The organism is Exiguobacterium sp. s6 (assembly GCF_018618155.1).
In the GTDB taxonomy this organism is placed as follows: domain Bacteria; phylum Bacillota; class Bacilli; order Exiguobacteriales; family Exiguobacteriaceae; genus Exiguobacterium; species Exiguobacterium mexicanum_A.
On the sequence record NZ_JACSLN010000004.1, the window covers coordinates 61,533 to 82,840 of the forward strand.

The window sequence follows — 21,308 nt, forward strand, 5'->3', positions numbered from 1 at the left end:
TAAAAGTTTCAATGTGCACGGAGACCACCCGCGACGAGCGGCCCTTCGAATGTGATCGTATAGATGATGCGGGCAATGTCCTCGGCCGTGTCGGGCCGATCGCTATAGAGCCATTCGTAAATGACACCCATATGGGCCGACGAGATGTAAGACACTAAATAATCGGCCGGCACGAGCGCCTTCGTCTCGTCGAACAAGACCGTCGGGGAACGATGGAACAGCGCCGCATGCATGTACGACCGGAGCCGGGCCTGGAACTGCGGGTCCCCGTTCGGTCTGAGGAGCGGTTTCATCAAGATTTTATTGTCTTCGATGAAACGGATGAACGGGACGAGCAGTTGATAGGATGATTCGCCGCGCTCTTCACCGAAGACGTGAGGGAGGTTTTTGACGAGTTTAAGTTCGGCCTCATGGAAAATCGCTTCAATCGACTTCTCCATCAAGTCGAACTTATCCACATAGTGACTGTAGAACGTCCCACGGTTGATGCCGGCCCGTTCGGTGATCGCTTTCACGGTGACCGCTTCGAATCCATGCTCTTCAATCAACTCGAGGAAGGCGCTTTTAATCAATTGTTTCGTTCGTGTGATGCGTAAATCTTCATGTCCCATCTGAATATTCTCCTTTATCCAACACTTGAGTGAAAACTGTCTGATAACCGACACGATGGCCGATATTGCCGATTGTTGGGCTGTCGACTGAGGTCTATACTGAACCTATAAACCAACACGGTGTCTATTAATTCAGTGTACTCGAACAAGGCATCGAAAAGGAGAATGAATATGGATATTCAACTGAACGACATCAGTAAATCGTTCGGTGACCAATTGGCCATCGACCATGTCGGCTTTACCATCAACTCAGGCGATATTTGTTGCTTGCTCGGCCCGTCCGGTTCGGGGAAGACGACGCTCATTCGGCTGATGATCGGTGCCTTGGCCGCGGACAAAGGTTCGATTCGCATCGGCGAAACAAAGATGCCGAACATGGGCATGCTCCACAATATCGGCTTCATGCCCCAGAACGACGGATTGTATGACGACTTGTCGGCCGAGGCGAACTTGGAGTTTTTTGGCTCGATCTATAAACTCGGTAAAACGAAGCTCCAACAACGCATCACGGAAGTGCTCACGCTCGTCGATTTGACGGACGACCGCAAAAAGCTCGTCCGGAACTTCTCGGGCGGGATGAAAAAACGGCTCTCGCTTGCGATCGCGATCCTCCATCAACCGGACGTTTTATTTTTAGACGAGCCGACGGTCGGGATCGACCCGATCTTGCGCCGGCAGATTTGGGATCAGTTTCAAGCGATTCGGGCGAACGGGACGACGATCATCGTCTCGACGCACGTCATGGACGAGGTACTCGAGTGTGACCGGGCCGCGCTCATCTATAACGGCCGTTTAATCGCTTACGATACCGTCCCGCATCTGTTAGACCAGACGGAGAACGGTCGTGTCGAGGAACTGTTCCTCATTGCCGGTCGAGAAGGAGGGACGGATCATGCGTAACTTGGCGAAACGCGTCATTTTTCAGACGCTCAACGATAAGCGGAGTGTCGCCTTGATTTTGATCGCACCACTCTTGATTTTGACGCTCGTTTACTTCCTCCTCGGTGACTCGGATTACGTGCCGGTCGTCGTGCTTGATGAGAACGCACAAACGCAACTCGTCGAGGCGTTCGAAGCCGAGACGCTCGACGTCCGGTTGGACACGGTCGACGACCCGTTCGGGTACTTGGAAGACAATAAGGAAGTCGATGCGATCTTTGAAGCGACGCAGGAAGGGACGACAATCACGCTCCGAGAACCGTCGACGAAGTCGTCGAAGGCGGTGCGAGAGATTCAAACGGCGCTGTCGGCGTTGAATCCAGCGGCTGATATCGAGATGAACTATGTATACGGGGAAGAAGGCCAATCGACGTTCGACTCGTTCGGCTACGTGTTCTTGTCACTGTTCTCGTTCTTCTTCGTCTTCATCCTATCGGCGATGGCGCTCGTCAAAGAGCGGAGCGGCGGCACGCTCGAACGATTGCTCATGACACCGATCAAACGCGGACAGGTCATTCTAGGGTATACGCTCGGCTACGGCGTGTTTGCGATCGTTCAGTCCGTCTTCATCGTTCTCTATACGATTTACGTGCTCGGGCTGACATCGCTCGGCAATATCGGTTGGGTGTTTCTCGTGATGATCCTCATGGCCGGAACGGCCGTCTTGTTCGGCGCGACGATTTCGGTGTTCGCCCGTTCAGAGCTCCAAGTTGTCCAGATGATCCCGTTCACGATCATCCCGCAAGTGTTCTTCTCAGGGTTAATCCCGCTCGACTTGATTCCATACGGCCTCGGCAACTTGAGCTATGTCATGCCAATCTTTTACGGGGCGACGGCGATTAAAGAAGTGATGGTGTACGGTAGTGGATTTGCCGGCATTTGGGGCTACGTGCTCGGTTTGATCGTTTACGCCGGTGTGCTCTACTTGTTGAATATGCGTGCGCTTGGAAAGTATCGGGGGCATTGATGTCACAATGACAAAACCGACTCGTGGTTAGCGAGTCGGTTTTCGTTTATTTATAGGGTGCTTGCTTTTTGACCGATGTATTGCAAGACCGCCGATTCGCCGTTATGGAGCGCGCCTTCATATCGTTCCACGGTCCCGTCGAAAAAGTGAATCGTCTTGAATGAGTTCATTAGTGTGGAGAAGTCAGCGGGCGTATAAAGCAGTTCTTTTTGTTTCGGACCGCCCGTCCCGTAATCGAGTTGCGCCTCACTGTAGACTTCCGTCACAAAATAACCACCTGGTTTTAAGGCCCGCTAGACGCCGTCCAAGACGGATTTTTTCACGTTGTCGGGGAAATGTCCGTAAATACAGACGATGGCGTCATAGGTGTCTATCGGCCAATCGGCCTCAGCCAAATCGACGAGACGAGTATGAAGAGTGACCCCGCGACGTTCCGCTAACCGGTTTGCTTTGTCGAGACCGACTTGCGAATAGTCCCACATTTCCACATTGACTCCTTGTTCCGCGAGCCAAACCGCGTTTCGACCTTCCCCTTCGGCGATCGCGAGCACGCGCATCCCTCGTTTGAGCAGATGTGCCTGTTGCTTCACAAAGGCATTCGGGGCTTCCCCATATACATACTCATCCGTATTGAACCGCTTGTCCCATGTTGACATGCTCTGTTCCTCCTTAACGGACGTAGAGCTTATACGTCCTCAAGTTTGTTCTTTCAGTTTACATGAAAAAAGCATCCGGGCAGATGCCCCGAATGCTTTTTAACGTTTAAGTAGTAAAGCGACGCCCGTCACGAGAAGTGCGAGTCCGCTAAACAATCGTATTTGGTTGCAAGTCACTATCCTTCACCCCTACATTCAATATCTTCCTCTAATCAGAATAATCTAAATCCTTAAAAAAGGGAACAAAAACCAGTTTCCTTACGTAAGATAGAAGTGAGGTGATTACGAATGGAGAAACAAGCACGGATCCGGACGATTCAACTGTATCAAAAAAGATGGATGCCCTTGCACGTATCGGTCGTCATCGCGGTCGGGGTCTCATTTGCGTTATTGGTCATGAACGAGTTTCAAACGGGTTATGGAATCGCCTTCTTAGCGGCGCTCGTTGTGTTGATCTATCTGGAGTGGCGCGAGAGCCGATTCATGCAACGGTTGACGGACGAACGGACCGTTCAGAAGTTCATTCGTCGCACGTACGTTGGTCGCAATGCCGTCTCGTTGTTCGGGGCGATTGGATTCTACTTCTTATTTAAGAACGACATGCAGTCAAACTTGCTCTTGTGGCTCGTCATTTTCTTTGGTGCGATTGCTGCCCAGGCAGCCACGACGATCCATTACGAGCGGAAGATTCGACAGATTGACCTGGAGCATCCGAGTCGGCATGATTTGAGTTTCGCTAAATGATTAGATAAATAGTTAGTATGTGGAACTGGATCTTTAGGGATCAGTGCAAGTATAAAAGCGGCGAAAGCTGCTTTTTTTTTACACCCAATAAGAAAAAGTAACCACCTGAAGTAAAATAATGTAATAAAATGAAGGTGAAAACACCTATTTTGTGGAATGTTTTTAGAGGTTAGGGAGGGATAGAATTGTGCAATATATCGCTCATATACGCGCTGAAGATGGAGAAATTCAGTCCGTTCGTCAACATTTATTAGACACGAAATTATTAGCAGAGAAATGGGGAGACCCGCTTGGAATCTCAAAAGTTTGTGGTCTTGCAGCTTTGCTACACGATATGGGCAAGTATAGTGAGGCATTTCAACATTACATACGTCGAGCTGTTTCAGGAGAAAAGGTGAGGCGAGGCGAAGTGGATCATGCTACAGCGGGCGGACGTTTATTGTTCGAAACGTTAAAAAGAAAAATGCCTGAACAGTTATTGGGAGAAATCGTGAGTAACGCGATCATATCGCATCACGGAAACCTCCATGATTATATTCAAGGTGAAGACTCGCCCTTTCTACGACGAGTTGAATTGAAAGTATTAGATGAATACGAAGTATGTAAAAAGCGATTCTTTGATGAAGTAATATCAGAACCAGACTTTATAAATTATGCGGAAGCGGCTTCTCAACAATTGATGAGTTATTTGGAACGAATCGGGCAGACGTTAGTAAACTCCACTTTTCTTACAAAATTAGTCTTCAGCATTTTGATCGATGCAGATCGAACAAATACAAGACAGTTTGAAGAGAAGGGGGGCGACTCCAGTTTAGTTGCTGATTTACAAGTGCTAAAAGAAAATTTAGAACGACATTTATCCTCTTTGAAAGACAATCGTTCAACTGTTTCCACGATAAATGTTCTTCGGCAGCAAATGTCTGAGCAGTGCATGCAGTATGCTGAACGACCGAGCGGAGTTTATACACTTTCGATTCCGACAGGTGGGGGCAAGACGTTGGCAAGTCTACGCTATGCTCTACACCACGCTTCTCATCATCAGAAAAAAAGAATTATTTATGTTGTACCTTTTACGACAATTATTGAGCAAAACGCTCAAGTCGCGAGAGCAGTTTTAAACACTGAAGAAATCGTCGAGCACCATTCTAATGTCATTCAATTAGATGATGCTTCGGAAGATGAAATGAGTTTACAGGCAAAATTGAATTTAGCGAAAGACAATTGGGACGCCCCCATCATTTTTACGACCATGGTTCAATATTTGAATACGTTCTATGCGAAGGGAAATCGCAATACACGTCGTCTTCATCATTTAAGTGAAGCGGTCGTCATTTTTGATGAAGTGCAAAAAGTTCCTACCAAATGCGTATCGCTATTCAATGAATCGCTTAATTTCTTAAAAGACGGACTAAGTTCAAGTGTGATTCTATGCACGGCTACGCAACCCGCACTAGATTTTGTTAAACATCGGTTAACGAGTGATGGAGAAATGATTCAAGAGTTACCGACCGTCATTGAAGCGTTTAAACGGACTGAAATTGAAGTTGTTCCAGACGGATTTGATACACATCGACTCGACTTATTCGTGCGAGACAAAGCCAATGTCCATCAAAGCGTTTTAATCATTTTAAACACAAAGACAGTTGTACGTAAGTTATACGAATCCTTGAAACCCTCGTTTTCTGAAGACGAAGTATATCACTTGAGTACTTCCATGTGTCCGGCACATCGCAAAATCATTTTGCAAAAAATTAATCAACGACTCAAAAGTGGTGAACGAGTCATTTGCATAAGCACTCAGCTAATTGAAGCGGGTGTAGATGTGAGTTTCCAATGTGTCATTCGCTCGTTCGCGGGACTCGACTCAATCGCTCAGGCCGCCGGACGTTGCAACCGACATGGGGAAGTCGATAAGCGAACCGTTTATTTGATTGATCATGTTGAGGAAAGTGTCTCCAAATTAACGGACATTGCAAAAGGACAGGAGATTGTTAAACGATTGGTTGTCGATTTGGAGCGAGATTCGAACGCTTATGGCGGAGAGTTGCTATCCCAGCTTGCGATGCAGCGATATTTTCAAGAGTTTTACCAACTTCGCGAAGTTGATTTAGATTATCCAATAAAAGGTTCTACTTCTGAATCACTTGCGCCCATGCTGTTTAAAGGAGTTACAAATCAACATCAAGTGAGTGACACTCCTTTACTGTTGGTCGCTCGTCATCGAACGGTTGCTGACAACTTTCACGTAATCGATCAGCAAACAGACGACGTGCTCGCCCCTTATGGAGATAAGGGAGAAGAATTGATTGCACTCTTGAATGGCGACATCAATTGGGAAGATGCGCGGAAGTGGTTAAAGGAATCTCAACAATACACGATCAGTATTTATAACCATGAACGACAAGCACTTGAGCAAAGTGGGGGGATTGTTTCTTTGCTGGATGGTCGATTGCTCGCATTGCAACCAACCGCATACGATGAACAGTACGGGCTAAATCTTTCTCAAGATTCTGAGATGCAAAATTTATTCATGTGATGAAAGGAGACCCTTATGCGAAATACGATTGAATTTAAAGTTTATGGGGATTACGCCTTGTTTACGGATCCATTAACTAAACTAGGTGGCGAGAAAATGTCCTATCAAATCCCAACGTATCAGGCCATGAAAGGGATTGTCGAATCGATTTACTGGAAGCCGACGATTGTCATGGTCGTCGATGCGATTCGGATTATGAAGCCGATTAAAATGGAGTCAAAGGGGATGCGGCCAATTGAGTATAGTGGTGGGAATTCTCTAGCGCACTACACGTATTTGCGGGACGTGTGCTATCACGTTCGAGCGCATTTCGAATTCAATCCACACCGTCCTGATTTAGCGTTTGATCGAAATGAAGGAAAGCATTATGCCATTCTGAAACGTTCGCTGGAAGCGGGTGGTCGAAGAGATATTTTCCTGGGGGCAAGAGAATGCCAAGCATACGTAGAGCCCATTGAATTTGATCAAGGAGAAGGTTTTTACGATGGAGTGGATCTTCATTTCGGAACCATGGTTCACGGATTCAATTATCCCGACGAGACAGGGGGTAATGAACTTGCCGTTCGTTTGTGGCATCCAGTGATGAAAAATGGGGTGATCACTTTCACAAGACCAGAAGACTGTTCACTTGTCCAACCGATTAAAAAAATGCAAGCAAAAATATTTACAGCAAATGATATTGAACCAGTAGATTTGTTGCATGAACAACTATAGGAGGTGATGGCATGAGCGTTTGGCAACAGCTATACGAGACATACAATCAACATCTCGATGAAGTAGGTAAATCAGAAAGTCGTTGGGAAGGAAAGACGTTCACGTTGCTTCCGATTTCTCATACGACACAAACAGCTCACATAACTGTCAACATAACCCCAAATGGCGAATTCCACACGGCTGAAGTGATTGAGAAGGGGGACGGAAATACATTAATTCCAAGCACCGAAGATTCATCTAGTCGAGCAGGGAGTGTGATAGCCCCGTATCCGTTACATGACAAATTACCTTATGTGGCTGGAGATTATGAAGCATTTGGCGGAGTGTATAAAAAAGACAATGCGCACCAAGTGTACATTGATAACCTAAAAAAATGGTCTGAATCCTCTCATGGATTTGATCGGTTGAAGAGTATCTATACGTACTTACAAAAGGGACGACTCATTGAAGATTTAGTAAACGAGAAAGTACTTTTTACAGAGACTGATGGCACGTTGAAATGGACGTGGAAGGATAAAGAAGACAAGCCACAAATCTACTCCATAGTTACCGGTGGAATGGAAGGAGCGTTTATACGCTTTCATGTTCATTCATCAGAACAGCTTTATAAAGAGCCATGGCAAGATTCAGAGTTTTATCAATCTTTTGTCGCTTACTATGCTGAACAAGCAGGGGACTCTACATTATGTTTTGTAACGGGAGAACAAAAAGTTGGTTCTACCAAACATGCGAATAAAATTCGTAATGCTGGAGATAAAGCAAAGCTCATCTCAGCGAATGATAGTAGTGGGTTCACGTATCGTGGCCGCTTTGATAAAGCCTCTGAAGCAGCGACGATTAGTTACGAAGTATCGCAAAAAGCACACAATGCACTTAAGTGGCTTATTCAAAGACAAGGGAAACTGATTGATCAACGTGTCTTTCTTGTTTGGGGGAGTCGAGTCACTGAGATGCCGAGTGCAGTTGATTCGACTTTTTCACTTGCTGCGTTGTTTAACGATGTGGAGGAGAAAGAAGTATTCGATACGAACCGAGACGGTGCACGAGCATTTTCTGACGCACTTATCGGTTATAAAAGAAAATTACCTCAACAAACAGTGAACATATTAATACTGGACGCGGCAACGACAGGACGCTTAGCGATTTTGTACTATCGTTCATTCGATCAAGTACAATACTTTAATCGACTCGAATCCTGGCACATCGAACATTCGTGGGAATATGTTTACTTTGATCGTGAGAAAAAACGTCGAGTTTTCACCGGTGCGCCATCTTTGCACGATATCGCAACGGCGTCCTACGGTCCGCGTGCTAACGAAAAACTAATAAAGGCCACTGTGGAAAGACTGATTCCGTGTGTAGTGGACGGGCGTGTCGTACCAGATGATGTTCGCCGTAGTTTAATTCAACGAGCATCGAATCCGGTGGGGATAGAAGCATGGGAGTGGGAGAAAACGTTACAAATCGCCTGTGGAATGATTAACAAGAAAGAAGGGATGAATGTGGCATTAGATTCAAATTTAAAAGATCGAGATTATTTATTTGGACGATTATTAGCACTTGCTGACTATTTGGAGCGGAAAGCATTAGGTAAAGAAAATCGTTCAACCAACGCGATTCGTTACATGAACGCATTTTCTCAAAATCCTGCACGGACATGGATGACGATTCAAAGTGCACTTCAACCATATCAAGCGAAACTTGGTGGGAAAGTGACTTACATTAACAAATTGATTGACGAGGTAGGATCACAACTTGATCCGAGTGATTTTACGAACAAACCGTTATCTGGTAAGTACCTTTTAGGTTTTTATAGTCAGCGACATGATTTGTACTAAAAACGTGAAGAAGTCAACTTATCTAATGAGGAGAGTGTTGAAGCATGAACATACTAGAACACAAAATCGATTTTACCGTCATTCTGTCTGTTTCTAAAGCAAACCCGAACGGAGATCCGCTCAACGGTAACCGGCCTCGACAAAACTATGATGGCTATGGCGAGATTTCTGACGTCGCCATTAAACGTAAGATTCGGAACCGTCTCCAAGATATGGGCGAGTCTATTTTTGTACAATCGAATGATCGTCGTTCAGATAGTTATGAAAGTCTACGAGATCGCGCTGAAGGAAATGAAGAATTGAAGAAGCTGATGAAGGGCAAAGGGATGGGAAATCAATTTGCACAAGAAGCGTGTGCAGCATGGATGGACGTCCGTTCGTTTGGTCAGGTGTTCGCTTTCAAAGGGGAGAAATCTGGAGTGTCCATTGGTGTGCGTGGCCCTGTCTCCATACACACGGCAACGAGTGTGGCCCCAATCGATGTTACGAGTATGCAAATCACGAAAAGTGTGAACTCTGAGAGCGGCAAAGAACGTGGCTCTGATACGATGGGAATGAAACATCGCGTCGATCATGGAGTCTATGTATTAAACGGAAGTATTAATACTCAACTTGCTGAAAAAACGAATTTCACGAAAGAAGATGCAGAAAAATTAAAACAGGTACTGGTTACACTGTTTGAAAATGATGCTTCTTCTGCTCGTCCTGAAGGAAGTATGGAAGTGCGTAAAGTCTATTGGTGGGAGCATAGTTCGAAATTAGGACAGTACTCATCGGCGAAAGTGCACCGTTCCATTTCGGTAAAATCGATGACAGATGAGCCAAAAGACTTTTCGGATTATGAAATTCATGTTGCTCCACTTGATGGCCTAGAGCCTGAAGTTTTGGATGGATTATAAACAAGACGATTCCTATTTGTTGTTGTCAGGTATTCAACACTTTCAATTTTGTCCACGACAGTGGGCGCTCATTCACATCGAACAACAATGGGAAGAAAACTCTCGAACCGTTGAAGGGCAACACTTGCACAAAAAAGCGGATGATCCGTATGCACGTGAAAAGCGGAAAAATAAATTGATGGTTCGCGGGATGGCAATCAAGTCAGAAACGTTAAACATCAGTGGACAATGTGATGTTGTTGAATTTATCGAGGATCCAACTGGGGTTTCTTTATATGGGAGTCCTAGTCTGTATCGTCCGATTCCCATCGAGTACAAGCGTGGGAAACCGAAAGTAGGAAAAGAAGATGAGCTTCAGTTAGCTGCACAGGCGATTTGTCTTGAAGAAATGTTCTTATGTCAAATTACTGAGGGTTATTTGTACTACAACGAAACGAAGCATCGTCATCTTGTACTATTGTCAGATGCATTAAAACAAGAAGTAAGAGCAATCGTGACAAAAATGAACAGCTATTATCATCGACGATACACCCCGAAAGTAAAAACCGGACCACATTGTAAAAGTTGTTCACTCCAAAATATCTGCTTGCCAGAATTGATGGTGCGAGAAAGTGTCAGTGTATATATGGAGAGGAGACTTCGGGAGTGAAAAAGATGTTGAATACGCTATTCGTGAACCAGTCGGATGCATACCTTGCTCTTGATGGCGGGAATATAGTCGTAAAGAAAGAGGACGAAATTTTAGGACGAGTGCCTCTCCTTAATCTCGAAGGAATCGTTACGTTCGGATATACCGGTGCCAGTCCAGCATTAATGGGATATTGCGCTGAAAACAATGTTCCTTTGACATTTATGACGCAAAACGGTCGATTTTTAGCACGCGTTATTGGCGAAAGTAAAGGTAATGTCGTGTTGCGTAAAACTCAATATCGCCACTCTGACTGTGAAATCCAATCGTCGCGACTTGCAAGGAACTTCATTCTTGGCAAAGTATACAATCAAAAATGGATGCTTGAACGAACGACTCGAGACTATCCGATGCGAATTGATGTCGCGCGTTTCAAAGAGACATCACAATATTTTTCAAGAAAGCTAATCGAAATTCGGGAATGCGAAGATTTGGAGAGGTTACGAGGACTTGAAGGAAAAGTAGCGGTTCACTACAATCAACTATTTGACGATATGATTCTTCAACAAAAAGAAGATTTCATGTTTAAAGGACGTTCGAGAAGACCACCTCTTGATCGCGTGAATGCAATGTTGTCATTCGCTTATAGCTTGTTAGCAAGAGATACTGGCGCGGCACTCGAAGCAGTCGGACTCGATGCGTACGTAGGATTTTTGCATCGTGAACGTCCAGGACGGATTTCGCTGGCGCTTGATTTGATGGAAGAGCTTCGCGGAATTTATGCAGATCGATTCGTACTTTCGCTAATCAATATGAAAGTCATTCAAGCGAAGCATTTTATTCAAAAGGAGAACGGGGCTGTACTCATGACGGAAGAAGGACGTAAAGTTTTTCTCTCTTCCTGGCAGAAGAAAAAGCAGGAGATGATTCAGCATCCTTACTTAAAAGAAAAAATGATGTGGGGACTCGTGCCTTACGCACAAGCGTTGCTCTTGGCCAGGCATTTGCGTGGTGACTTAGAAGAATATCCAACTTTCCTATACAAGTGAGGGATGTATGTGCTCGTTTTAGTGACGTATGATGTGAATACCATTTCACCTGGAGGCACGAAACGGCTTAGACAAGTTGCGAAAATTTGTCAGCAATACGGTCAGCGCGTACAGAACAGTGTGTTTGAATGCATCGTTGATCAAACTGAATTTACAGCGTTAAAGCTGAAGTTAAAAGATATTGTTGATGCGGATAAAGACAGTCTCCGATTTTATCGTTTAGGTAATCAACATGCCACAAAAGTGGAGCATTATGGAGCAAAAGAATCTTTAGATTTGGAAGGACCTCTCATTTTTTAAAGGGGAAGTTGTTTTTAGTGAGTGCGAACATGTAGCGCACAGTATTTTCTAGAAAGGTTCGCACCATTTTTTCAGCATATTCCTAGACGAGAGACTAATAATTTTTAAGGATTGAATCCTAAAAAGGATAATATTGTTTCTTGTATTTATTTTTAGTCGGTTTTTTATTTGGAATCGGCTATCGCACCTCACGTAGGTGCGTGGATTGAAATTTTGTATTCGATGGACCTCAACCGATGCAATACAATCGCACCTCACGTAGGTGCGTGGATTGAAATTATTACAACAAGAATTTGAAGACGATCGTCCGCATCGCACCTCACGTAGGTGCGTGGATTGAAATAACGTCGTCCCTTTTTTGCAATATAAGGATGATATCGCACCTCACGTAGGTGCGTGGATTGAAATAAGGGGGTCCACATCTGGGAACTCGGTGACCGCATCGCACCTCACGTAGGTGCGTGGATTGAAATGTCAACTGGACGAACGCCGTGACGTATGACCGCATCGCACCTCACGTAGGTGCGTGGATTGAAATAGATTACGGCAAGTATCGAAATGTTATGGAACCCATCGCACCTCACGTAGGTGCGTGGATTGAAATACGGAACTCGTCGAAATGTACCTGGTCCCGTTCGATCGCACCTCACGTAGGTGCGTGGATTGAAATAAAAATATGGGCGACGGCATTTCCAAAACGTGGAAATCGCACCTCACGTAGGTGCGTGGATTGAAATAATGACGAGCGGGTGAACACGTTGATCGCCGTTATCGCACCTCACGTAGGTGCGTGGATTGAAATTTCGAATAGGCGGTGGCGTACTCAATATCGTTATCGCACCTCACGTAGGTGCGTGGATTGAAATCAGATCGAGACTGCCGTCGAACGTAGCGCATTGAATCGCACCTCACGTAGGTGCGTGGATTGAAATCCATGTATCAAAAAGTTGTGGAAAAATGGGGAACATCGCACCTCACGTAGGTGCGTGGATTGAAATTCGTAAAATTTGATGCAATACACGTTGTACTCGCATCGCACCTCACGTAGGTGCGTGGATTGAAATATAAACCCCTTTCGTGTTCGGGTCCGTCCGACCCCATCGCACCTCACGTAGGTGCGTGGATTGAAATGAGTAATGCCATTACATCAACATCGTACACGTTAAATCGCACCTCACGTAGGTGCGTGGATTGAAATTGATTTGTCTTGCCACGTTTGATCCTCTCCCCGATCGCACCTCACGTAGGTGCGTGGATTGAAATCCTAAAGCTACGATCGAAAAGATAACCGATCCTATCGCACCTCACGTAGGTGCGTGGATTGAAATATCCCCGCATACGGATTGACCTTGACGGGGTTCATCGCACCTCACGTAGGTGCGTGGATTGAAATTACGCCCGTTGATAACGTCGGGGCATATCTGATATCGCACCTCACGTAGGTGCGTGGATTGAAATACTAACGGCTACGAAAGTGAATATCTCGGGAAAAATCGCACCTCACGTAGGTGCGTGGATTGAAATTTGTAAACAATCAAATCATTATAACCAGACGCAGGAATCGCACCTCACGTAGGTGCGTGGATTGAAATACCAAGAGATGAAGTGATCGTTGTAAAAAATCCATCGCACCTCACGTAGGTGCGTGGATTGAAATCATACGATCCGAGGGATAAGTGAAACCCCAATCAATCGCACCTCACGTAGGTGCGTGGATTGAAATAATATTTACATGATCTTGTTCAACGAATCCTGCATCGCACCTCACGTAGGTGCGTGGATTGAAATCTCGATTCGGAAGTATGCATTTGGAAAGACGCCGATCGCACCTCACGTAGGTGCGTGGATTGAAATTTCCATGATTAAACCTCGACGAATCCGTTAATCTTATCGCACCTCACGTAGGTGCGTGGATTGAAATCTCATCCCTGCCGAAAACAAACTCGCCGTCTCGATCGCACCTCACGTAGGTGCGTGGATTGAAATGTCGGCGATGTCGTTGTCCGAGTGGTAATCCATCATCGCACCTCACGTAGGTGCGTGGATTGAAATACAACTGACGTTCATGACGTTGTACGTGTAATTATCGCACCTCACGTAGGTGCGTGGATTGAAATTTGTCGTTGTTCTTGATGACGCCGAGCGTTCCGATCGCACCTCACGTAGGTGCGTGGATTGAAATCTTCAATGGTCAGCGGAACGAAACAACGAATTCATCGCACCTCACGTAGGTGCGTGGATTGAAATTACAAAGTCGAGGACGGCAAGCGCAAGCGATTCAATCGCACCTCACGTAGGTGCGTGGATTGAAATAACGAGGAAAGCGTGAAAGAAAATGAGACGAAAATCGCACCTCACGTAGGTGCGTGGATTGAAATGAATATGAGGTCGCCGAAAGCACACGGGTAGCCGATCGCACCTCACGTAGGTGCGTGGATTGAAATATATATCCGCCGACGAGTTCCGTTTCCAGGACGTATCGCACCTCACGTAGGTGCGTGGATTGAAATAATTGGCAAGAACGCATCGAGGAACGTGAACGCCATCGCACCTCACGTAGGTGCGTGGATTGAAATTTCCACTGTGCTGATGTGTTATACGGGATGATTGATCGCACCTCACGTAGGTGCGTGGATTGAAATAACATGGACAAGGTGGGGGATGCCGTCAAAGAACATCGCACCTCACGTAGGTGCGTGGATTGAAATATGAATTTGACGCCGAGATGACAGGGATGCCCGAATCGCACCTCACGTAGGTGCGTGGATTGAAATAATGTGTAAGTGGAACCACCGCTCGATGTCGGTAATCGCACCTCACGTAGGTGCGTGGATTGAAATACCGCCCAGGCGCAAGGATTTCGGGAAACCGTCAAATCGCACCTCACGTAGGTGCGTGGATTGAAATCTTTATTCGCGCCCATACTTGCGAGGCATAGGCGATCGCACCTCACGTAGGTGCGTGGATTGAAATTTCGAGCAGGACGACCGTCCCGTCTTGCGTCTTGCATCGCACCTCACGTAGGTGCGTGGATTGAAATCAGTAATAAGGGGGCCGCAGCTTAATAGCCGTGATCGCACCTAATATAGGTGCGAGGATTGAAATTAGGTTAATATTTCGTTTTTGCCATTGTTTCAACTAATGACGAATTTTATTAAAGTGTAAGAAGGAAAAAAAGTAGTGGTTGTCGCAATGTTGAAAGTTTAAAGAGGGGAGTTCATTTCCTGATACAGGTAATGAACTCCCCTCTTTTTATCTTTAGATTAATAAATTAATTCGCTTTTTTGAGTTCTGCTGTCTCTTCTTTGAAATCAAGTTTTTTCACGTCAACTCGTTTCACGAAGAAGGCGAGAACGAGCGCGAGTAGGTTCATTCCAAGTGCCACGTAGAACGAATACTGAATCCCTGACAGTAACGCTTGTTGCGTCAACGCACCCATCGTACTCTCGGTGAGTGTCGCTGGGTCGACGCCGGTCATGAGCGACTCGGCCTCTGTCTTCGTGACCGAGTTCATGATTGTGACGAGGACTGCTGTCCCGATCGCACCGGATACTTGTTGGGCCGTGTTGTTGATGGCCGTTCCGTGCGGGTTGAGGCTTGTCGGCAACTGGTTGAGACCGTTAGTCATGATCGGCATCATGACCATTGACATCCCGAACATGCGAAGCGTGTACGTCGTCACGATGTACGTGTACGTCGAATCGAGTTGGACGTTGGCGAGCATGTACGTTGAGATCGCTGTAATCGTGAGACCAGTGATCGAGAGCAACTTCGGTCCGAACTTATCGAACAGTTTCCCTGTGATTGGGGACATGATCCCCATGATGATCGCACCCGGTAACAACATGAGCCCAGAGTCGAGCGGCGAGATGCCACGGACACTCTGTACGTAGGCCGGTGTCAAAATCATTCCGGAGAACATGGCGACGGCGTTGACAATCGCGATGATTGAAGCGAGCGCGAACATCGGGTATTTGTATGCTCGTAAGTCGAGGAGCGGCTTCTCCATGTTGAGCTGACGAATGACGAAGGCAATTAACGCGACGAACCCGACAATCATCGTCGTCAAGACGATTGGGTTATCCCAGCCATCTGAACTCGCTGAGCTGACACCGTACAAGACGCCACCGAACCCGAGCGTCGATAAGACGAGTGACAAGTAATCGAGCGATTGCTCTTTATTTTGGACCATGACGTTCTCGGCTTTCCAGACGGCGAGACCGAGACCGATGATGGCGAGCGGGAGAATCATCTCGAACAAGACGCGCCAGTCGTAGTATTCGACGATGTAGCCCGAGAGTGTCGGACCGATCGCTGGTGCTGAAATCATGACGAGACCGAAAATGCCCATCGCCGTTCCGCGTTTTTCACGCGGGAAACTGACGAGCATGACGTTCATCAAGAGCGGTCCCATCGTCGACGCCCCGACCGCTTGAATCATCCGACCGGCGAGTAAGACACCGAAGTTCGGAGAGAAAGCGGCGATGGCCGTCCCGAGCGCGAAAATCGCCATCGACGTGATGAAGAGACCACGGTTCGAGAACCGGGTGATCAAGTAGGCCGATGCTGGGACGAGCACGCCTGTGACGAGCATAAATCCTGTCGCGAGCCATTGGACTGTCGAGTAGTCAGCAATCTCCAAATCGACCATGATCGATGGGAGCGCGACGTTAAGTAAAGAGTTGTTGAGGAAGGCGATGAACGCCCCGACAAAGAGGACCGCGAGCATGAGATACGGCGGTTTCTTTTGGAATTCTGGTTTCATACAAGTTGCTCCTTTATGTTCTGAATAGTTATATACTAGTAAGTGTCGATGTAGTGATTTTATACCCAGCGTACAAATAAATCAACCATTTTGTACTGTCGGTTCAAAATGGTATACTTAAGCCAGAAACCAGACAGAACGGAGCAATCAATATATGAAGGATAAGAAACGAAAAGTTGCTGACGTCGCCATGGCTTTGTTCATTGAGAACGGAGTGCAGCAGACGTCGGTCCAAGAAATCATCGAACGGGCCAATATCTCAAAAGGCACGTTCTATAACTACTTCGCCTCGAAGACGGACTGTGTCGCCAACATTCTCGAGAACTTGCGCTATGACGCTGGACAACGCCGGATTGAGATGCAGATGGGACGTGACAAACGCGACAAGGACGTCTTTATCGAGCAGATTTCGATTCTCATTCAATTGAACGAGGAGCGGAACCTCCACGCCTTGTTCGAGTCGATTATGTCAGCGAATGAGCCTGAATTGAAAAAACTCGTCCTACAACACCGCGTCTATGAGATCGAGTGGCTCGCCATGCGCCTGACAGAAATTATCGGGGAAGAGATTCGCCCGTATTCGGTCGAGTTGACAGTACTCTTCAACGGGATGTTGCAACATATCCTGTTCACACTCCGCATCACGAACACAGCCTACTCGATTCAGCGATTGATTCGTAATTTGTACGCCTACGTCGAGTTGATGGCGGCGCGTATGGTCGACACCGGAGAACATATCTTGAACCCGGTCACTGTCGATCAAATGCGGGGGACGACGGATAAGAACCTCGTCACGAAAGATGAGTTGATTGGGATGGCAGCGCGCATCCATGAGCACGTGAAGATGACCGAGGAACAAGCCGATTTGTTCGAAGCAATCACGTATGAGCTCCATCAAGACCGGCTCCGGAAAATCGTCCTTGAACAGTTGCTGAAACCGTTCCAACGTTTGTTCAAAGGTGAGACGGGAGAGACGGAAGTTCAAAAGTTCACGAACCTCGTTTGGTTATACACGCGGACACACTAACGACAAAAAGTGATTTTATCCGTTAATATAGAAGAAACACGGTACGAAAATAAATCTCAAAATATTCCACGAAAAAGAATTGATTCCTACAAATTCATGCGCTACAATCAAATTACCGAAAGCGCTTTCGGGAAGAGGAGAATGACATGGGCACGATTTATGATTTAGCTAAAAAAACCGGCTTTTCGATTACGACGGTCTCCAAAGCGTTGAACAACTATAAGGACGTCAGCGAAAAGACGAGAGCCAAAATATTACAAGCAGCGGCTGAGATGGACTATCTGCCGAACGCACACGCCCAGTCGTTATCGACGAAAAAATCGTGGGCGATCGGGGTCATGTTCTCAGAAGCGAACGAAGTCGGAATGAAACATCCATTTTTTAACGGCATCATTGAAAGTTTCCGTCACGCGACCGAGGAACACGGCTACGATTTAATCTTCGCCTCTCGAAACCTTCGCAACCGTGACATGAGTTATCTCGAACATTTCAAACATCGAGCAGTCGACGGTATCGTCGTTATTTGTTCGGACCGGATGGACGAGCAAGTGCAAGAGCTCATGCAAAGCGATATCCCGATCGTCGTGGTCGATATGGACAGCGCCAACTGTAGCGTCGTCTATTCGGACAACACGGAAGGTGCCCGCATGGCTGTGAACTACTTGTACGAGTTAGGACATCGCCATATCGCGCATATCGCCGGAGATTCGTCGATTGACGCCGGTGCGGCCCGGGTGAAAGGGTATGAGCTTGCGATGCACGCACTCGACTTACCGATTCAACCAGGTTACTTGGTCAACGCCGGGTTCTTCTCGGTCGAAGAAGGCAAGCAGGCGATGGAGAAGTTATTACAACTGCCGGCATCGCCGACAGCAGTCTTCGTCGCAGGCGATCAAATGGCCATCGGGGCAATCGAAGCCGTCCATGAACACGGTCTCCGGGTCCCGGAAGACATCTCGATTATCGGCTATGACGACATCGAGATGATCAAATACATCACACCGAAGCTGACGACGATTCGTCAAGATACGGACGAAATCGGAGAAGCGGCGGCCGAGCTGCTCATCGAGCAGATGACAGCCAAAGAACGACGGACTGAACGTCGTGTCATCCCAGTTCGGTTGATTGAACGTGCGTCTTGCGCACCGGTCAAAAAGTAAACAAGTCACGATGATCTTTCGAAGTCGCTCTGTTCGCTTCAGCGGAATGGAGAGAAGAGAGCGATTTCGAAAATCATTCACCCCAAATCGAAACCGCTTTCGATATTTTATTTCAGCATTTTCGAAAGCGCTTTCGACAAATTATTACCTCTTCTTGTAAACGCTTTCTAAAACACTTAAAAGGATGGGTTCACACATGCGTAAAAAATTAGTCAGCTTACTCTCAATCGGTGCACTATCAGTCGGCGTCTTGGGCGCTTGCTCAAACGATGAAGGAACTTCAGGTTCTGAGTCTGGTTCAAAAGATGACGTCCTCAAAGTTTGGTCGTTCACGGACGAATTGAAAGAGCCAATCAAAACATACGAAGAGAAGAACGGCGTCAAAGTTGAATTGACAATCGTTCCAATCGCCGACTATCCGACAAAACTCAAGCCAGCACTCGAAAGCGGTGTTGGGGCACCGGATGTCTTCACAGGCGAGATCGCGTTCCTCAAGCAATGGGTTGACGCAGGCTACTGGGAAAACCTTTCTGATGAGCCGTACAACGTCAATGAAATCTCAGACGACTACATCCCATACGTCTTCGACCTCGGGAAAGACCAAGACGGCAACGTGCGCGCCCTCTCGTGGCAAACGACACCAGGTGGCGTCTACTACAAACGTAGCTTAGCGAAAGAAGTCCTCGGCACAGACGATCCGACTGAAATCGGCAACATGATGAGCTCGATGGACGGCGTCTTCGAAGTCGCTGAGAAAATGAAGCAAAAAGGTTACAAGATGTTCCCAGACGAAGGCGCGATTCGTTGGTTCTCACAAGGCGCGAACCCAGAAGCATGGGTAAACGACAAGAACGAACTCGTGTTGACAGAAGACAAGATCAACTACATGGACTACGCGAAAGAACTTCGTGAGAAACAATACACGGCACTCGCTCCAGAATGGTCACCATCTTGGTTCGAAGGCATGTCGAAGCCGATCAAAGTTAAAGAAGGCGGCAAAGAAACGGAAACAGAAGTGTTCTCTTACGTCCTTCCAACATGGGGTCTTCACAGCGTCTTGAAAGACAGCGCGAAAGACACAGCTGGTGACTGGGCAGTCACGAACGGTCCAAGCCCGTACTTCTGGGGCGGCACATGGCTCGGTGTTTACGAAGGATCGAAAAACAAAGAAGCTGCTTACGATTTCGTGAAGCTCATGACACAAGACGAAGAGTTCTTGACTGGCTGGGCTGAAGAGACAGGCGACGTCCTCGCTTACAAACCAGTTACCGACAAAATCAAAGACGACTTCAGCGATGAGTTCCTCGGCGGACAGAACAACTACGAGTTCTTCCTTGACCAAGCGGATGAAATCACACCAGGGATCGTCACGAAATATGACCAACAGCTCGACACGCTCTACGGCGCTTCAGTCCTTCAATATGTAGAAGGTAAGAAGTCGAAAGAAGAAGCGATCGAAGAGTTCAAGAAACAAGCGAAAAACGCTTACCCAGACATTACAGTTGACTGAGGCCAGCTAACCCGTGGGGGGACTTCCCCCCTTAAGGGTTGCTAGGGAAGGAGTAACACGACGTGAAAAAACTAGACCGCTATGGCTATGCCTTTATTGCCCCGTTTTGGGTCGTCTTTTTGACATTCAGTATTTATCCGGTCTTCTTGACCCTGTACTACAGTTTCACCAACTATACCGGCAGCCAAGGAGAAGAGGTCGTCGGCTTTGCGAACTACGCGCGCCTGTTGACTGACACATACTTCATCGAGGCGTTCGTCAATACGATCAAGATTTGGGGAGTAAACTTTGCCTTACAGATCGGTCTTGCACTGCTTTTGGCACTCCTGTTCTCAGATCTTCGTCTAAAACTGAAGGGCCTCGCGTTCTTCCGTTCGTTCTTCTATCTGCCTAACTTGATCACGATCAGTTCGGTCGCGCTCTTGTTCGGAATCTTGCTCGACTGGCAGCACGGTTCACTCAACATGATCCTCTTGAAACTTGGGATCATCTCTGACCCGATCAACTGGTTATCGCAACCGGTGACGGCACAACTGTCCGTCTCACTCATTTTGACATGGATGTGGTTCGGTCACTCGTTCATCATCGTCATGGCCGGCGTGTCGGGAATTTCAAAAGACTTTTTCGAAGCAGCCCATATCGATGGCGCGAACCGTTGGCAAATGTTCACGTATGTCACACTGCCACTACTCAAACCGATTCTCTTGTATATCATGATCACGTCACTCATCGGTGGACTCCAATTGTTCGATCTTCCGCTCCTCTTGACGGACGGAATTGGTGCACCGGATGGATCACTGAACACGATGGTCCTTTACTTGTACAACCAAGCATTCAAGTATAACAACTACGGCTATGCGTCAGCGGTCGCTTACGGCTTGTTCTTGATCACGCTCGTCTTCTCGGCGGTCGTCTTCAAAGGCATGTTCCGCAAAGAACGCGCTGCGCAGAAGGGAGCATAAGCA

18 protein-coding genes and 1 CRISPR repeat array are annotated in these 21,308 nt (G+C 46.9%); of the genes, 14 read left to right on the plus strand and 4 right to left on the minus strand.

Annotation, left to right across the window (positions count from 1 at the left end):
- Nucleotides 1-8: 8 nt before the first annotated feature.
- On the minus strand, nucleotides 9-611 hold the full coding sequence (locus KNP75_RS14185; protein WP_215190700.1) for a TetR/AcrR family transcriptional regulator: 603 nt from the start codon (nucleotides 609-611) through the stop codon (nucleotides 9-11).
- Nucleotides 612-782: 171 nt separating this feature from the next.
- On the opposite strand from KNP75_RS14185, the gene KNP75_RS14190 reads away from it, so the two are divergent.
- Both KNP75_RS14190 and KNP75_RS14195 read left to right on the plus strand, forming a co-directional pair.
- Nucleotides 783-1,511, plus strand: coding sequence for an ABC transporter ATP-binding protein (locus KNP75_RS14190; protein ID WP_215190701.1), 729 nt, complete (start codon nucleotides 783-785; stop codon nucleotides 1,509-1,511).
- On the plus strand, nucleotides 1,504-2,517 hold the full coding sequence (locus tag KNP75_RS14195) for an ABC transporter permease (RefSeq protein ID WP_215190702.1): 1,014 nt from the start codon (nucleotides 1,504-1,506) through the stop codon (nucleotides 2,515-2,517). The genes KNP75_RS14190 and KNP75_RS14195 overlap by 8 nt, the downstream gene beginning before the upstream one ends.
- 50 nt (nucleotides 2,518-2,567) lie before the next feature.
- Here KNP75_RS14195 and KNP75_RS15860 read toward each other — a convergent pair whose 3' ends face one another.
- Together KNP75_RS15860 and KNP75_RS15865 are read right to left on the minus strand one after the other, a co-directional pair.
- Entirely contained in the window at nucleotides 2,568-2,783 is a 216-nt protein-coding gene (locus KNP75_RS15860; RefSeq protein WP_353049038.1) for a hypothetical protein, read from the minus strand.
- Between the two features lie 27 nt (nucleotides 2,784-2,810).
- Entirely contained in the window at nucleotides 2,811-3,173 is a 363-nt protein-coding gene (locus KNP75_RS15865; protein WP_353049039.1) for an SAM-dependent methyltransferase, read from the minus strand.
- A 288-nt stretch (nucleotides 3,174-3,461) separates the two neighbouring features.
- Here KNP75_RS15865 and KNP75_RS14205 point away from each other — a divergent pair, with 288 nt between their 5' ends.
- The 8 genes from KNP75_RS14205 to cas2 all read left to right on the plus strand — a co-directional run bounded on the left by KNP75_RS14205 (nucleotide 3,462) and on the right by cas2 (nucleotide 11,881).
- Entirely contained in the window at nucleotides 3,462-3,917 is a 456-nt protein-coding gene (locus KNP75_RS14205) for a hypothetical protein (protein WP_215190703.1), read from the plus strand.
- A 187-nt stretch (nucleotides 3,918-4,104) separates the two neighbouring features.
- Complete coding sequence (gene cas3 / locus KNP75_RS14210; RefSeq protein WP_215190704.1) at nucleotides 4,105-6,453, plus strand: CRISPR-associated helicase Cas3'; 2,349 nt, start codon at nucleotides 4,105-4,107, stop codon at nucleotides 6,451-6,453.
- A gap of 15 nt (nucleotides 6,454-6,468) precedes the next feature.
- Nucleotides 6,469-7,167 (plus strand): type I-C CRISPR-associated protein Cas5c, encoded by a 699-nt coding sequence (gene cas5c, locus KNP75_RS14215; protein WP_215190705.1) that lies wholly within the window; start codon nucleotides 6,469-6,471, stop codon nucleotides 7,165-7,167.
- A gap of 11 nt (nucleotides 7,168-7,178) precedes the next feature.
- Entirely contained in the window at nucleotides 7,179-9,005 is a 1,827-nt protein-coding gene (gene cas8c / locus KNP75_RS14220) for a type I-C CRISPR-associated protein Cas8c/Csd1 (RefSeq protein WP_215190706.1), read from the plus strand.
- 44 nt (nucleotides 9,006-9,049) lie between these two features.
- The gene (cas7c, locus tag KNP75_RS14225; RefSeq protein ID WP_215190707.1) at nucleotides 9,050-9,904 is read left to right on the plus strand and encodes a type I-C CRISPR-associated protein Cas7/Csd2; all 855 of its coding nucleotides are present in this window, start codon (nucleotides 9,050-9,052) and stop codon (nucleotides 9,902-9,904) included.
- Entirely contained in the window at nucleotides 9,894-10,553 is a 660-nt protein-coding gene (gene cas4, locus KNP75_RS14230) for a CRISPR-associated protein Cas4 (protein ID WP_215190708.1), read from the plus strand. The genes cas7c and cas4 overlap by 11 nt, the downstream gene beginning before the upstream one ends.
- On the plus strand, nucleotides 10,550-11,581 hold the full coding sequence (cas1c, locus tag KNP75_RS14235) for a type I-C CRISPR-associated endonuclease Cas1c (RefSeq protein WP_215190709.1): 1,032 nt from the start codon (nucleotides 10,550-10,552) through the stop codon (nucleotides 11,579-11,581). The genes cas4 and cas1c overlap by 4 nt, the downstream gene beginning before the upstream one ends.
- 9 nt (nucleotides 11,582-11,590) lie before the next feature.
- Nucleotides 11,591-11,881 carry a CRISPR-associated endonuclease Cas2 gene (gene cas2, locus KNP75_RS14240; RefSeq protein ID WP_215190710.1) on the plus strand — a complete coding sequence of 97 codons (291 nt, stop codon included), beginning with the start codon at nucleotides 11,591-11,593 and terminating at the stop codon, nucleotides 11,879-11,881.
- Between the two features lie 180 nt (nucleotides 11,882-12,061).
- A CRISPR array of direct repeats spans nucleotides 12,062-14,986; the repeat unit is 32 nt; unit sequence ATCGCACCTCACGTAGGTGCGTGGATTGAAAT.
- Nucleotides 14,987-15,152: 166 nt separating this feature from the next.
- Here cas2 and KNP75_RS14245 read toward each other — a convergent pair.
- The gene (locus KNP75_RS14245; RefSeq protein WP_215190711.1) at nucleotides 15,153-16,646 is read right to left on the minus strand and encodes an MDR family MFS transporter; all 1,494 of its coding nucleotides are present in this window, start codon (nucleotides 16,644-16,646) and stop codon (nucleotides 15,153-15,155) included.
- Between the two features lie 154 nt (nucleotides 16,647-16,800).
- Between KNP75_RS14245 and KNP75_RS14250 the strand changes: the two genes are divergently transcribed.
- The 4 genes from KNP75_RS14250 to KNP75_RS14265 all read left to right on the plus strand — a co-directional run bounded on the left by KNP75_RS14250 (nucleotide 16,801) and on the right by KNP75_RS14265 (nucleotide 21,305).
- The gene (locus KNP75_RS14250) at nucleotides 16,801-17,673 is read left to right on the plus strand and encodes a TetR/AcrR family transcriptional regulator (RefSeq protein WP_131472853.1); all 873 of its coding nucleotides are present in this window, start codon (nucleotides 16,801-16,803) and stop codon (nucleotides 17,671-17,673) included.
- Nucleotides 17,674-17,819: 146 nt separating this feature from the next.
- On the plus strand, nucleotides 17,820-18,833 hold the full coding sequence (locus KNP75_RS14255) for a LacI family DNA-binding transcriptional regulator (RefSeq protein WP_215190712.1): 1,014 nt from the start codon (nucleotides 17,820-17,822) through the stop codon (nucleotides 18,831-18,833).
- A 196-nt stretch (nucleotides 18,834-19,029) separates the two neighbouring features.
- The gene (locus KNP75_RS14260; protein WP_034781540.1) at nucleotides 19,030-20,343 is read left to right on the plus strand and encodes an ABC transporter substrate-binding protein; all 1,314 of its coding nucleotides are present in this window, start codon (nucleotides 19,030-19,032) and stop codon (nucleotides 20,341-20,343) included.
- Between the two features lie 62 nt (nucleotides 20,344-20,405).
- Nucleotides 20,406-21,305 carry a carbohydrate ABC transporter permease gene (locus tag KNP75_RS14265; protein WP_034781543.1) on the plus strand — a complete coding sequence of 300 codons (900 nt, stop codon included), beginning with the start codon at nucleotides 20,406-20,408 and terminating at the stop codon, nucleotides 21,303-21,305.
- The last annotated feature ends 3 nt before the right edge of the window (nucleotides 21,306-21,308 follow it).

Bases quoted from the DNA above. Each gene is read 5' to 3' on its own strand.
- KNP75_RS14185 (WP_215190700.1), bottom strand. From the start codon at position 611: ATGGGACATGAAGATTTACGCATCACACGAACGAAACAATTGATTAAA.
- KNP75_RS14190 (WP_215190701.1), top strand. From the start codon at position 783: ATGGATATTCAACTGAACGACATCAGTAAATCGTTCGGTGACCAATTG.
- KNP75_RS14195 (WP_215190702.1), top strand. From the start codon at position 1,504: ATGCGTAACTTGGCGAAACGCGTCATTTTTCAGACGCTCAACGATAAG.
- KNP75_RS15865 (WP_353049039.1), bottom strand. From the start codon at position 3,173: ATGTCAACATGGGACAAGCGGTTCAATACGGATGAGTATGTATATGGG.
- KNP75_RS14205 (WP_215190703.1), top strand. From the start codon at position 3,462: ATGGAGAAACAAGCACGGATCCGGACGATTCAACTGTATCAAAAAAGA.
- cas5c (WP_215190705.1), top strand. From the start codon at position 6,469: ATGCGAAATACGATTGAATTTAAAGTTTATGGGGATTACGCCTTGTTT.
- cas8c (WP_215190706.1), top strand. From the start codon at position 7,179: ATGAGCGTTTGGCAACAGCTATACGAGACATACAATCAACATCTCGAT.
- cas7c (WP_215190707.1), top strand. From the start codon at position 9,050: ATGAACATACTAGAACACAAAATCGATTTTACCGTCATTCTGTCTGTT.
- cas4 (WP_215190708.1), top strand. From the start codon at position 9,894: ATGGATTATAAACAAGACGATTCCTATTTGTTGTTGTCAGGTATTCAA.
- KNP75_RS14245 (WP_215190711.1), bottom strand. From the start codon at position 16,646: ATGAAACCAGAATTCCAAAAGAAACCGCCGTATCTCATGCTCGCGGTC.
- KNP75_RS14250 (WP_131472853.1), top strand. From the start codon at position 16,801: ATGAAGGATAAGAAACGAAAAGTTGCTGACGTCGCCATGGCTTTGTTC.
- KNP75_RS14255 (WP_215190712.1), top strand. From the start codon at position 17,820: ATGGGCACGATTTATGATTTAGCTAAAAAAACCGGCTTTTCGATTACG.
- KNP75_RS14260 (WP_034781540.1), top strand. From the start codon at position 19,030: ATGCGTAAAAAATTAGTCAGCTTACTCTCAATCGGTGCACTATCAGTC.